This window comes from Acidimicrobiales bacterium, from assembly GCA_034521975.1.
Lineage (GTDB): Bacteria > Actinomycetota > Acidimicrobiia > Acidimicrobiales > SKKL01 > SKKL01.
Map to the genome: position 1 here is coordinate 45,123 of JAXHLR010000003.1, position 12,907 is coordinate 58,029.

A 12,907-nucleotide genomic window follows, 5' to 3' on the forward strand; every position below is an offset into this window, starting at 1 on the left:
CCGTTCTTCCGGTCTCCGCATCGGTGTACAGGTCGACCCCGCCTCGGACCAACAGCCGACACCAGCTGGCCGCTTGGGGCACCTCACGGTACCCGTTGCTCCGAATCATCTCGTCCTGGCTCGTTGCGAGCACGACGAGCCAACCAGGTGGGCTCCCACTCACACCATCCAGTTCATCGACTCCGATCGCCGGACCCTTCCCTTCCACCTCAAGCTAGAGGACCCGGAGGCTAGCGGAGCCAATCGAACAGGACGCTGGAAACCTTGCCCTGTCCCACACGAGCCTGGGGCGGATGTCACTCCGTGCCACGCGATCGGCAACCGGCGTACATCCACAGGGGCTACGGTGGTCCCAGATGTCGTAGAGCGAGAGGGGCTCAGTGGTGCGATCCACCACCGACGCAGGGGCGTCGACCCCGGTCGAGAGGACGAGGCGGCGTCCGGGCCAGCGCTCGGTCGACCTCGCCGTCGGTCTGGTCGCCTCGGTGGCCACGGCTCCGCTGATCGCGGTGCTGTTGGTCGGCTCGGCGGTGGTGTTCCGCGCCAACCCGCTGTTCGTGCAGCGGCGCGTGGGCCTTGGCGGCAAGCTCATCCCGGTGCCGAAGATCCGCACCCTGCCACCGCAGGCGCCGACCGCGGCCGACAAGCACGAGCTGGTCGCGGTGGAGATCCCGGCGTGGGGTCGGTGGTTGCGGGGCCTGCATCTCGACGAGCTGCCCCAGTTCTGGTCGATGGTGGCCGGCCACATGAGCCTGGTGGGTCCACGCCCGGAGATGCCGCGGCTCGCGGCGCAGTTCGATCCCGAGTTCGCCGCGGCACGCACCACGGTGCGGCCGGGCATCACCGGGCTGTGGCAGATCTCCGAGGCGGTGTCGGGGCTGATCCACGATGCACCGGAGTACGATCTGGCCTATCTGCAGCTCGCCAGTGGCCGCTTCGACGCCTGGGTGCTGGGCCGGACGGTTCGCCAGTACCTGCCCGGCGGGCGGGCGGTCACACTCGACGATCTTCCCGCCTGGGTTCAGATCGAGCCCCAGCAGGCCGACGCATACTCCATGACGACGTCGGGAGGCCGATGATGATGGACCGAGACGCACCGATCTTCGTGGCGGGCCACCGGGGCCTGGTGGGGTCAGCGGTGGTCCGTCGCCTCGAGGCCGAGGGCTGCACCAACATCCTCACCGCCACCCGCGACCAGCTCGACCTGCGCGACCAGGCGGCGGTCACCTACTGGTTCCGGGCCAACCGGCCCGAGTACGTGTTCCTGGTGGCGGGCACCGTCGGCGGCATCATGGCCAACTCCACCCGTCCGGCCGAGTTCATCTACGACAACTTGATGATCCACGCCACGGTGGTCCACGCCGCCCACGAGTTCGGCGCCCGCAAGCTGTTGTACCTGGGCAGCTCGTGCATCTACCCGCGTGAAGCACCCCAGCCGATGACCGAGGACGCGCTGCTCACCGGGCTGTTGGAGCCCACCAACGAGGCCTATGCCATCGCCAAGATCGCCGGCATCAAGCTGTGCGAGAGCTACCGCAGCCAGTACGGCGACGACTTCATCTCGGCCATGCCCACCAACCTGTACGGCCCGGGCGACAACTTCGATCTCGAGGGCGGCCACGTACTGCCGGCGCTGATGCGCCGGTTCCACGAGGCGAAGCTGGCTGGGGTCAACGAGCTGCAGGTGTGGGGCACCGGGAGCCCCAAGCGCGAGTTCCTCCACGTCGACGACCTGGCCGACGCCTGCCTGTTCCTGATGGACCACTACAGCGGCAACACCCACATCAACGTCGGCACCGGCGAGGATCTCGCCATCCGCGAGCTGGCCGAGAGCATGCGCGACGTGGTGCATCCTGACGCCGAGCTGGTGTGGGACACCTCCAAGCCCGACGGGTCGCCCCGCAAGCTGCTCGACGTGTCGAAGCTGCACGACCTGGGCTGGAAGCACCGAATCGACCTGCGCATCGGCATCGAGGACACCTACGCCTGGTTCTGTGCCCAGGACCCCGCTACCTTGCGGGGAGCGGACGCCGAGCTGGTGAGCTGAGGGCTGCGTGGGCGGCAAGCAGGATCTCAGGGGCAGCGGAATCCTCGGCGAAGCTGCCTCATCGGTACCGGGCGTCCCCAGTGTGAAGCGGGTGGTCCGAAGCTCTGCCCGCGCCTATACGGCACTCCGAGAGCACCTTGCGAGTAGGCGCCAGTCGGCTCAGGCAGCCGCGGACATTCGCGCGCTCGTGGCGTTGAGCACCATCCCAACCGGGTATTTGCCCTGGTCTGGGTCGGCGCTTCAGCCCACGACCGCCCAGCGGCTGCTCAACAACATCGTCGTGAATGAGCGAAGACGAATCGTGGAACTCGGCGCCGGAGTCAGCACGTTGCTGATTGCAGGACTGAACCGCTCGCTGGGTCTTCATCTACATCTCACTAGCGTCGATCAGAGCGCGGAGTGGCTCGAATTCATTGGATCGCGGGCAAGGGAGATCGACCCAACGCTCGCCATACAGTGCATCCATGCACCGCTGAGGCCATACGGCAGCGGCCCGTTCCGGATCAACCGGTGGTACGAACGTGACGCGATAGCGGAGATAGCCGGCCCGATCGACCTCTTGATCGTGGACGGCCCAACCGCTGGCGAGCGGCACACTGCACACGACCGATGGCCCGCGCTTCCTGAGCTCCTCGAACAGCTCTCCGACTCCTGTGCTGTGCTGATGGACGACACGCACCGAAGGGGCGAACGGAGAATCGTCAGGGACTGGCGCACATCCAACCCGGACTTTGCCATTCGCCGAATGGTGCAGGCGACCTTTCTCAGTCGTGGCACGTCGTGGACCACCTGAGCGCCACCACCCACGAACTGGAGTCCGGCACAGGGCAGGCGCGGCACATGCGGATCTGTACGGCCCGCATCGATGCGCTCGACGCCAACGCGTCCGCGGACGCAATCATTGCTAGAGCAGGCACGCCAACGGCGGTTCACTTGTGCAATGCGTACACCTTGTCTATCGCGTCGAAGGAGCCGATGTTCGCTGCTCTGCTGGACCGGGGTGACCTGAACCTGCCCGATGGCATGCCCCTTGTTTGGATCGCACGACGCCTGGGGATACCGCTTTCCGGTCGAGCCTACGGCCCCGACGTGATGGCGAACGTGCTGGACCGTGGTCGCGCCCTCGGGCTCAGGCACTATCTCTTCGGAAGCTCGACCAACGTCCTCGAGTCGCTCACTACACGGATCGAGGAGCGCTGGCCGGGGGCCAACATCGTCGGAGCGGAGTCGCCACCGTATCGTGAGCTCACCGACACGGAGGCTGAGGCCGCCACGAAGCGGATCAGCTCTACCTCGCCCGACGTCGTTTGGGTGGGCCTCGGAACGCCGGCGCAGGACCGTTTCGTCGACCGGTTCCGTGACCGGATCAGTGCCCCGCTCGTCGCGGTCGGCGCCGCCTTCGACTTCCACGCGGGAACGAAGAAGCAGGCGCCGATCCCCCTGCAGCGAGTGGGGTTGGAGTGGGCTTGGCGTCTAGCCAACGAACCCCGGCGCCTCGCCGGTCGCTACGTTCTTGGCAACACCCGGTTCATCGCGGCCAACGTAAGGGAGCGACCCCGACTCGTCGCCGGGGACCGATGAACGCGGACTCGGCTATCGCCAGGGATCGGCCACGACCCCGAGCAGCATCGCGGGTGCTGGTGGTGTTCCGGGGTCAGGGGCCCGAGGCCTACCCGGGCATCGTTGCGGGATGGGAGCAGCTCGCAGCGAAGGGAGAGATCCAGCACTTCGAGCACCTGGCGATCGACACCAAGGTCCCGCCAGATCCAGCGCGGGTGTGGAGTGAGATCTGCAACCGGGTGGTCGAGGGCGACCTCGACACCTTGGTGTTGCACCACTTCCACACGCAGATGCTCGGCGATCCCCGCCCCTGGCTTGAACAGCTCCGAAAGCAGGTACCCAACCTGTTCATCACGACGCTGAACGGCGATGCGTTCACGAACGGATACCTGGGCCGTCCAGCCCCACCCAAGATGCTCCTGCAAGCGGCCGAGATGTCCGACCTCGTCCTCACGACCTCGATGGGCACGCTCGGCGATCTACTGGCACGCCACGCCACCGCACCCGTGGTGTGGCAACCCAATGGTGTGTTCCCCGAGCGTTTCCAAGTGCCTGTCCCACTCGGTCAACCTGATTTCGATGTGGTGTTCATCGGTAGCAACAACCGGTCCCGGAACCTGCTCAAGCCCTATCATTGGATGGCCCGTCGGCGCGAACGCATGATCCGAGGGCTTGCTTCACGCTTCGGTGCCCGGCTGGGGGTGTTCGGCCATGGTTGGGAGGGAGTCCCCGGGTGGCAGGGGCCGGTGCCGTTCAACAAGCAGTGGGGGGCCGCGCGACGAGGCAAAGTGGTGGTGGGCGGTGTTCCCTTCAGCACCAACCGCTACTACCTGTCGAACCGTCCCTTCATCCAGATCGCCGCCGGGGTCCCGTTCGTCGATCTTCGTGTCGACGGAATCGGCTTGATCCTCCGCGACGGCGAGCACTGGCATCTTGGCGACGACATCGACTCCCTGATCGACCTGTGCAGCCACTTCGTCTCGTTGCCCGATGATGAATGGCAAGAGCTTGGTCGTGCCGCTGCAGACGAGATGCTCGAACGTCACACCGAACCGGTTCGGGTGAGGTCGACACTCAATACGATCCGAGCTGTCCAGGCGAGTCGCCGAGTCCCGGTTTCTCCGGTTCGCCCTGACCTCTCCGCGTTCCTCCCCGAGGTCGACGTCGCGGCGGAGCTACCCCTCGCCACCCGCAACTGGCCAGCTGCCTCTGAGCAAAGGACCGGCAGGTGAGCGCGCTCGCGGACCCGGATCGCTTGCTGCTGCTCCTGGGATTGATCGCTGCGCTCGGGCCGTTCATCGGCCTCACGGTCGTAGCCATCCGCCAGCCTCCACTGGGGATCGTCCTGCTGCTGGCGACCGAGGGGCTGAGCTACCTCATTGCGATGCCAGAGGTGGCGGCCGGACCGATGGACCTGACACCACGAGACGTGGTGTTCATCATCCTGGGGCTCGCCACGGTGGTTCGCTCACGGTGGGTGAGACCGCAGCAGCTGACGTTGCTGGTCGTTGGCGCCGTGGTCGCGTTGGGCATCGTTCGCTCGCTAGCCACGTTCGGCGTCGGTGGTGCCGACATGGAGTTCCGACCGGAGACGTGGTTCATCGTCGCCGCTCTCTACGGCTCGACCTTCTCCACCGCCGAGGTCCGCGAGACGCTGTGGCGCGTCTTCCAGCTCGGTTTGGCGATGAGCGGAGTCGCGATTGTTCAGTGGCTGGTGAACGCGGATAGCCTCACGCCGGGACCACTCGTCGACAGCATCACCGCCGATCGTCCCATCGTGGCCGCTCAAGCCGTGCTGATCGCACACACCACGGTGATGGGCCTGTGGCTGTGGTTGCAGCGCCATCCTGGCCGCTGGGTCATCTGGGCGACGGCAGGTTCGCTCGTGCTGGTGGTGCTAACTCGGCACCGGTCGGTGTGGGTGGCGACCGTCGTGATGCTCGGTTTGACCTTCCTGTTGGTCAGCGGGACCAACGGGCGGCGCGTGGCCATCGTCGGGGTGTCGTTCGCTGCCGCGCTGGTGTTCATGGTGGGCAACCTGGCGCTCATCGGAGACGTCGACGACACCCTGTCCACTGCGGCAACCGATCTCACCAACTGGGAGTGGCGCCAGGATCGGTGGGGCCAGATCTGGGACGAGCACGCCGCCCGCGGCCCGGTAGCGAGCGTGTTCGGCTCGGAGTACGGCTATCCGTGGCTCACCACCCCCGATGGCGGCCGGGGGGTGTCGCCGCACAACCTCTACATCCGGATCATGGTCCGGCTGGGGCTCGTCGGCGCGGTCGCTCTCTTCGGCACCTACCTCTGGTTCGTCGGGCGCCACCTCCGTGTGAGGTCCGTCCCCTCACACGGCCAAATCCTCGCCATCCTCCTGGTGGGCCACCTCGTGTACTACGTGCCGTACGGCACCACGCCGGTGCTCGGGCTCGTGCTGGGCGCAGCCGCGGCCTGGGACCACCAGGTACGGCGGCGAAACAGGACACGATCCGACGCTCTGGACGGGGAGCTCGTTCGACGCCCCACGGTCGCCGCCTATACCCCGAGGACCGATCGGTAGATGTCCAGGTAGGCCTCGGTGACGGACTCCATCGAGAACTCGCGGGCTACACGGTCGAACGCTCGAGCCCGCATCGCCGGCCAGGCGGGCGCGTCCGCTGCGATAGCGAGGACCATGTCGGCGATGGCTCGCGAGGACCGCACGTCCACGAGGCTTCCGGCGGTGCCGTTGCCTAGAACCCACGGGACGGCTCCGCTCCGCTCGCCGCCAATGACGAGCGTCCCCTCGACCATGGCCTCGATCAATGTTCTCCCGAACGACTCCTCGAGCGACGGGTGCACCAGCAGCTCGATCGAGCGCATGAAGCCAGGGATCTCGTCCGACGGGAGCGGCCCGACGAACTCGACCCCGTGGGCCAGGCTGCGCTCCAATGCCCATCGTTGGGCCTTGCCGTCGGGCTCAAAGCCTGAACCGACCAGTCGGAGCCTGGAGTCGGGCAACTCCGCTCGGATCCGGCTGAACGCCTTGATGAGCGTTCCCACGTTCTTTCGACCCCCGAAGCCGTTGTTGACCGATCCGATGGTGAGCGCCGGTTGCGGTTCGCGGTCGGGCAATGCGTCGGGCACCTGGACTCCGTTGGGGATCACAGGTACGTCGCGGCGGTACCAATGCTTGACCTTGCCAGCGATGTACGGAGAGTTCGCGGTGAGGTGGGGGGCACTCCTCAGGACCCGTGCCTGCATAGCCAAGCGCACCAGACGATACGGGTGGGGGTGATACCGCAGAATCTGGGGACCCCAGTCGCGCACCGTAACGATTGTTGGAATCTCCGTTCGGAGCGCAGCGAGGGCAAATTCATAGGTCCAGTGCGCATGAAGGACGTCGGGAGGGTCGGCTCGAATCGCCCCGATGAGCGAGTCGATCTCAGTTCGGAAGAAGTCTCGCGCCCGGCCTTCAGTCCTCATCGGCAGAACATGGATTCGTAGTCGGTCGCCGCTCATGGAGCAATGGTCACGAGGGTCTGCCGAGAGCGTGTAGACGCTCACCTCCGATCCTTGAGCGTGCAGACCAACGACAAGCTCCGATGTGACACGAGCCGCATAGCCCTCTGTCGAGGCACGCGGCCCGTCGATCATGGGACTGAGAACATTGAGATCAACTGGGGCTACCACGCCAATATGTCGAGGGGTAGAGCGACTGTCTGAGGAACCGCTGTCCGACGAAAGCTCGTGATTCAATCGGGCCATGCTGTACCCACAACTTTGGCTGGACTACCTGCAGCGATTGCGCCACTGGGTACGTCGCCCGTCACGACCGAGCCCGCTCCGATAACCGCATCATCTCCGATTGAGACGCCCTTGAGTACAATTGAGCGAGCACCGATGAAGACATTGCTACCAATGCGCACCCTATCGTTAAGCGAACCCAGCGGCTTGGGCGCATGCCGATGGCGGATCGGAGAGATCGCGTGAAAGTCTGTGTCGGCAATCATTACATCCGCACCGATCAGGCAATTATTTCCGATCTCAATTGACCGCACCGAACAAAGGCTCACGCCACTGAGCCCGGTACCCGCGCCGATGCTGATCTGTGCGCCGACTTCCATAGTACGAAGGATGACGGGGCGAGAGACGCCGAGAGCGGTTGCGTGCGCGACAGAAATCATCGAAACCTTGTCCCCAATGACGATGCTTGACCGGCTATGTAGTTGCACAATTGGTAAGCCGATTAGCTTGGCGTCGCTACCTACCTCAACACCCCGCAGGCGAAGCCACGTTCTGAGCAAAGGGGACAACCGACTCCATGCAACCAGCCGCATCAAGGAAGTGGGCGACAGGCCTGTTGATCGCCTAGTCCTGCGCACCATCAACATCCAAACCGTGAATACGGGCAATTCCAGATGAGGTCATCTCATACCTCGGATGAGAGTCACAAGTGCTCGGATGTAGGGCGAGATGAACGCAACGGGCCATCGGTGGCGACCTCCATGGCGCCGGGTGTAGACGTACCAGTCCCGGATCGGGAGACCCTTGCGGCCGAAGAGAGTGCGCAGTGATGGCGTCGCCGGTGGGTTCCTGCTGCAGACCCCGACGGCGCCAGGGCCGAGGAGAACGGGAACCCCTGCCGCGGCAGCCCGGAGGCCGTAGTCGTTGTCACCGGTGGCGTGGGAGAACACCGGATCGAGAATCCCGATCCGTTCGACCGCAGCGTGTGGGACCAGCACGACATTGCCGTTGAAGGTGTCGACGGGGACGAAGTCGTGATCATCGGGCTCGACCTTGCTCATGCGACCGGGGTGCCAGCCGCTGGTGAGGATCGATCCGCCATAGGTCAACTGCCCGGTGTCGGGATCGACGACCGAGCCGACGACGATGGCTGGCTCGCGGCCCTCGCCCAAGCGCTCCTCAACCCGTTCGAGCAGACGGGCGAGTGCACCGGGGAGGAACTCAACGTCATCGTTGACCCACAGGTACGCGTCGAAGGAGCCGGTTAGTGCCTGCTTCCAGGCGAGCTCCATGCCCCGACACCAGAAGAGACTGCCGTCGGCGGAGATCACATGGACCTCGGGGAACTCGGCAACCACCGCCTCCGACGTTCCGTCCGTGCTGCCGTCATCGGTGAGGAACACCTCGAAGGCGAACCGCCCGTCCAGGTCGTCGTGGAGCGAGCGCAGGCAGGCCAGGGTCTTCTCGCGCCGGTTGTGACAGGTGAGCAGCACCGCCATACGTTGGCTCATTGCTGGCCTCGCTCCTCGACGCGATGAGGAGCCCGCTCCAACGCCTCCAGCACACCGTGGGAGAACCGCTTGACCATCTCGTCGATCGTCAACTCAGATCCGACCGCTCGCGCTCCGGCAGACAACCGCTTCGATCGCTCGGCATCGGACAAGAGGTCGGCGACCTGATCAGCGATGACCTGTGGATCGTTCGAGTCGACGATGAGCCCGCTCACATCGTGCTGCACGTAGCTCGCCTCTGGCCCGTGGGGGAACCGTGACGAGATGACGGGTGGAACCCCGAGCCTCAACGCTTCGTTGATCGCCAATCCTGCCGCCGATGGGTAAAGCGCAACATCGGCGATCGCCCAGTACCGTGCGCGCCCCTCAGTCGTATCCCCCGGCACGCGCACCACCCAGGGGCGCGCTGCCCTCGCCTGTTCGACCGTTGTGGCCAACTCTCCGTCACCGACTATCAGGAGCGCGAACCCTGGATGCCGTGTCCTTATGCGTTGCGCGATCGCAATCAGAAGGTCGGGCCGCTTGTTCGGATATAGCGCCCCCATGAAAAGACCAATCGGTCCAGCACCTACGCCGAGTTCCGAACGGAGGGCCTGATGCTCCTCGTTCGTTAGTTGGGCGCGAACCGTAGCGAGGCCCTCTGTGTCAAGCGTGTTCTGGACCGAGGTCACCCGATCCTTGGGCATGCCACGATCAACCACGGCATCAACGCTCGGCTCGTTGTAGGCGAACCACCAATCCAGGTGGCGCATCCGCCACCGATTGAGCTTCTCTGCCAGGTCGTCTCGACCCGGCTTGGCGAAGTCGGTCCCGTGCCCGAAGATTGCTGTGCGTCGATTCCGAACAGCCCGAGCGGCCAGGATCGACCAGGCCGTGGGATAGGCGATGCTCTCTGGCAACACGACAAGGTCAGCGTTCAACCACTCTGGAGGGAACGCTGAGACGAGCACCTCTCGACCTAGCGGTCGCCAACGCTTGGCCCGAAGCGGCATTGACGGGCAGGTATCGCGCAGCTCCCCAGGCTGGTTGGTGTGCAACGCGGCGTGAGTGTGCGCTGCGATGAATGTGACCCCAGCCTCCCCCAGGCGCGCTTGCACCATGTGGAGGAAGGCGCGCCGGTACTCCCGAAACCCCTGCGCTAGCCACACGACCGACTGGCTCACGTGCTTGTTCCAGATCGAGGATTCGAGGCTCCCTCCTCGGTCGGCCGAATCAGGTTCATCACTACACACCAGTGTGGCACCTCCGCCGCCGTCCAGACCGATCGGCAGCTGATGCCAAGGCGCACGAATCTGGTGAACCTGCATCGGAGCTACTGTGGGCTACGAGTAGGCGGACCGTCTCAACCTCCCCTACGAGAAGGTGAAATAGCCTGGAAGCCAAATGTTTGGTAATGGGGAAAGGAGCCGTGGGACTCCCATTGGCCATGTACCCGGTGGGAGCCTGATGCGACGTGGCCGGCTTCGAGCTCGACAAGGCACGAGTAGAGTCACTCTCCAGTGGGACCAGCGCGAACGAGCAGATGGTGTGGCACGCCTCCAGCTCCGACGGCTCGCTCCGCAAGCTTGGAGAACCCGTGCTGGTACTGCACCATGCCGAGCGGCAGGGGATCGAATCAGCGGTCGAGCGGTTCTGTGTTCAAGAGGCCGGCGCGCTGCCCGAACATGCATCCCGGCTAGGGCATCTCAACGGCGGGGTGATTGAATTTGACCGAGTACCTCCGACCAGCGGCGGTCACCGCAGGTGGTCCCGCCACCCGACACCTCGTCATCACACGTCTGAACCTGCCCATGGGCTCCCGCTGGAACCAGCGTGCATGGATCGAAGAACGACTCGCTGTCTGCCTGGCGCAAACAGCGCCGGCTGTTCGACACCAGACCAGAAGCGACTTCGAGTGGTGGTGGATCGCCTGTCGAACGGCTCCTCAGGCGGACCAACTGATCATGGACGCGGCTACTCGGGCCGGATCCCAGCTCGAGTGGGCTGATCCACAGGCGAAGAACCCGCTAAAGGACGCTGTCGATCGAATCGTGGGGACATCACCTGCAAGAGTCCTGGTAACACGTCTGGACTCTGACGACGTGCTTCACGAGCGGTTCGTTGAGAGCGTCCAACGGTGCGCCCGCAAGTGCGAGGGACCCTTCGAGTTGATCAACCCGCTCATCGGCGCTATGTGGTGCGACGGCTATATCGCCATCTGGCCCTACATCGCATCCAACTTCCTCACGAGTGTCACGGATTGGGAGGGAGCGGGCACGATCCAGACAGCATATGACTTCAGCCATGATCTCGCATACGAACATGCACCGGTCCGCCAGATTGCCGGACTCCCACTCTGGATGGTGATCTCGCACGGAGCTAACAGGTCATCCAGCCATCTCAGAGGGATTCACATACCCGGTCGCTTGATGCGACGGCGATTCACCTTCGAAGGCTTGCACCACGAACCGTGGTCACCACGTCTGTTCGTGCAAACCGCTGGTGGCTTAGCGTGGGCGCTCGTCCGGCGAGATGGCAGTCGCGAACGGCTAGCGCATCTAGCCGAGAGTTCGCTGCGGTGGCCCCTACGGGCCTTGCGCTCAAGAAGGCGCTCCACGACCGGTGGCCGGTGACCCTGCGGTGGCGCAAGCACCGGTGGTGCTGTCCGAGACGGTGGTGTCGGGTGGGGTCGCGGACCCATGAAGGCCCTAACATCGCCGCTCCCGGGTTGGGGTTGTCGGGTCGGGCCAGCCGGTGGTTTCAAGTCAGCCACAACACAGGGTGACGTTCCAGGTTGGTCGTTGTGGCCGAGCGGTGAGCGAAGTTGCCGCTGCACTCGGCGCGGACTGGCACGCGGTGAACGACGCAGTCACGGCATACGGTCAAGCTCTGCTCAACGCCGATGACACCAGGGTCGGCGAAATCGAAGCTCTCGGGGTCGACAAAGCGCCCTTCGCCCGCTTCGGGCGGTTGTGGACCCAGGCGTGGTCCACCCAGATCGTCGACGTGGCGACCGGTCAGCTTCTCGATGTGATCGAAGGGCGCTCCGCCGCGGGGCTCTGCGACTGGCTGTCGGATCAGGACCAAGCATAGCGCGACGCGGTCTGTTGGGCGGTGCCGGACCTGTCGGGGCCGTGGCGGTTAGCGTTCGATACGATGCTGGCCGGCGCCACCCAAGTCGCCGATCCGTTTCATTGTGATCAAGCTCGCCAACCAGCGCCTCGACTCGACGAGGTCCGGCGCCGGGTCCACAACGACACGACGTGTCATCGGGGCCGCGAAGACGATCCGCTGTATCGCTGCCGGCGGCTGCTCACCAAGGCCGACGAACGCCTCGACGAGGCAGGCCGCACGAAGCTTCTCGGCCTGCTTCGGTCGAGTATCCGCCCCTCGATCCGCCCGGTGGTGGATTTGCCCGGGGGCACTACGAGGGCCGGTTGACCGACAGGAGGCTGTCCGGGCCATCTACAACCTCGACGACGCCGACCTCGCCGACGAGTTCGTCGCGCGTCTTGCGGTCGATCTTCAAGACGAGTCCTGCCCACAAGAGGTCCGCCAGCTCGGACGCACGATGGTGTGTTGGCGACAATTGGTCATGAGCCGCGGCGCCAACCGGTCATTCGTCGACCCGGGCCAGCTCGGCGCTCAGGTGCTGGGTGAGGGGCTCGCCCACGGCGGCCATCCACATCGCGTAGCGCAGGGTGTCGCCGTCGACGGTGATGATCCGTTCGACGGCATCGACCCGCTTGGCGGTGGTGGTGTGGTTCACCGCAACGCTGCGCAGCTCGATGCGGCCAGGGCTGACGAAGCCCTCGGACACCTCGGCGTGACCGGTCGGGTGCGACACCACGACCTCGACCCGGTCCGGGGGCGACGGCCGCCAGTACCCCGACTCGACGTGGAGCGGGTCGCCGGTGACCGAGTCGGTGGTGCGCTGCTGGTACACCAGGAACCGCTTGCCGGTGTCGGCGAACCGGACCCGCTCGTCGTAGTCGAACGGGTCGATGGTGGGGTACTCGCCGTGGCCGCGTCCCTCCCACGTTCCGACCAGCATCGCGAGCGCTTCCAGATCGGGGTGCATGGGCTC

The 12,907-nt window shown here is 65.1% G+C and carries 12 protein-coding genes; 7 read left to right on the forward strand and 5 right to left on the reverse strand.

Annotated features, from left to right (window positions below; genetic code table 11):
- Positions 1-383 precede the first annotated feature (383 nt).
- Genes U5K29_02420 through U5K29_02445 form a run of 6 tightly spaced genes read left to right on the forward strand, consistent with a single transcriptional unit; the run spans position 384 to position 6,164 of the window.
- A complete protein-coding gene (locus U5K29_02420; GenBank protein MDZ7677388.1) occupies positions 384-1,079 on the forward strand; it encodes a sugar transferase in 696 nt (231 codons plus the stop codon).
- Positions 1,076-2,047 (forward strand): GDP-L-fucose synthase, encoded by a 972-nt coding sequence (locus tag U5K29_02425; protein ID MDZ7677389.1) that lies wholly within the window; start codon positions 1,076-1,078, stop codon positions 2,045-2,047. Before U5K29_02420 ends, U5K29_02425 begins: the two co-directional genes overlap by 4 nt.
- Before the next feature lie 7 nt (positions 2,048-2,054).
- The gene (locus U5K29_02430; protein MDZ7677390.1) at positions 2,055-2,840 is read left to right on the forward strand and encodes a class I SAM-dependent methyltransferase; all 786 of its coding nucleotides are present in this window, start codon (positions 2,055-2,057) and stop codon (positions 2,838-2,840) included.
- Positions 2,828-3,628 carry a WecB/TagA/CpsF family glycosyltransferase gene (locus U5K29_02435; protein MDZ7677391.1) on the forward strand — a complete coding sequence of 267 codons (801 nt, stop codon included), beginning with the start codon at positions 2,828-2,830 and terminating at the stop codon, positions 3,626-3,628. Before U5K29_02430 ends, U5K29_02435 begins: the two co-directional genes overlap by 13 nt.
- 53 nt (positions 3,629-3,681) lie before the next feature.
- The gene (locus U5K29_02440) at positions 3,682-4,839 is read left to right on the forward strand and encodes a glycosyltransferase (GenBank protein MDZ7677392.1); all 1,158 of its coding nucleotides are present in this window, start codon (positions 3,682-3,684) and stop codon (positions 4,837-4,839) included.
- Positions 4,836-6,164 carry a hypothetical protein gene (locus U5K29_02445; protein ID MDZ7677393.1) on the forward strand — a complete coding sequence of 443 codons (1,329 nt, stop codon included), beginning with the start codon at positions 4,836-4,838 and terminating at the stop codon, positions 6,162-6,164. Before U5K29_02440 ends, U5K29_02445 begins: the two co-directional genes overlap by 4 nt.
- On the opposite strand, the gene U5K29_02450 is transcribed toward U5K29_02445, so the two are convergent.
- The 4 genes from U5K29_02450 to U5K29_02465 all read right to left on the reverse strand — a co-directional run bounded on the left by U5K29_02450 (position 6,140) and on the right by U5K29_02465 (position 10,148).
- Complete coding sequence (locus U5K29_02450; GenBank protein MDZ7677394.1) at positions 6,140-7,351, reverse strand: glycosyltransferase family 4 protein; 1,212 nt, start codon at positions 7,349-7,351, stop codon at positions 6,140-6,142. The two genes, U5K29_02445 and U5K29_02450, sit on opposite strands and share 25 nt — an antisense overlap.
- Entirely contained in the window at positions 7,339-7,710 is a 372-nt protein-coding gene (locus U5K29_02455) for an acyltransferase (protein ID MDZ7677395.1), read from the reverse strand. The genes U5K29_02450 and U5K29_02455 overlap by 13 nt, the downstream gene beginning before the upstream one ends.
- Before the next feature lie 300 nt (positions 7,711-8,010).
- Positions 8,011-8,841, reverse strand: a complete 831-nt coding sequence (locus U5K29_02460; protein ID MDZ7677396.1) for a glycosyltransferase family 2 protein — start codon at positions 8,839-8,841, stop codon at positions 8,011-8,013.
- Entirely contained in the window at positions 8,838-10,148 is a 1,311-nt protein-coding gene (locus U5K29_02465) for a glycosyltransferase (GenBank protein ID MDZ7677397.1), read from the reverse strand. The genes U5K29_02460 and U5K29_02465 overlap by 4 nt, the downstream gene beginning before the upstream one ends.
- Before the next feature lie 1,486 nt (positions 10,149-11,634).
- Between U5K29_02465 and U5K29_02470 the strand changes: the two genes are divergently transcribed.
- The gene (locus tag U5K29_02470; GenBank protein ID MDZ7677398.1) at positions 11,635-11,913 is read left to right on the forward strand and encodes a hypothetical protein; all 279 of its coding nucleotides are present in this window, start codon (positions 11,635-11,637) and stop codon (positions 11,911-11,913) included.
- A gap of 523 nt (positions 11,914-12,436) precedes the next feature.
- On the opposite strand, the gene U5K29_02475 is transcribed toward U5K29_02470, so the two are convergent.
- A complete protein-coding gene (locus U5K29_02475; protein ID MDZ7677399.1) occupies positions 12,437-12,901 on the reverse strand; it encodes an FABP family protein in 465 nt (154 codons plus the stop codon).
- Positions 12,902-12,907: the final 6 nt, after the last annotated feature.

What these genes read in the sequence shown, in the direction of transcription:
- U5K29_02425 (MDZ7677389.1), top strand. Translation starts at nt 1,076, where the DNA reads ATGATGATGGACCGAGACGCACCGATCTTCGTGGCGGGCCACCGGGGC.
- U5K29_02450 (MDZ7677394.1), bottom strand. Translation starts at nt 7,351, where the DNA reads ATGGCCCGATTGAATCACGAGCTTTCGTCGGACAGCGGTTCCTCAGAC.
- U5K29_02455 (MDZ7677395.1), bottom strand. Translation starts at nt 7,710, where the DNA reads ATGGAAGTCGGCGCACAGATCAGCATCGGCGCGGGTACCGGGCTCAGT.
- U5K29_02460 (MDZ7677396.1), bottom strand. Translation starts at nt 8,841, where the DNA reads ATGAGCCAACGTATGGCGGTGCTGCTCACCTGTCACAACCGGCGCGAG.
- U5K29_02465 (MDZ7677397.1), bottom strand. Translation starts at nt 10,148, where the DNA reads ATGCAGGTTCACCAGATTCGTGCGCCTTGGCATCAGCTGCCGATCGGT.
- U5K29_02475 (MDZ7677399.1), bottom strand. Translation starts at nt 12,901, where the DNA reads ATGCACCCCGATCTGGAAGCGCTCGCGATGCTGGTCGGAACGTGGGAG.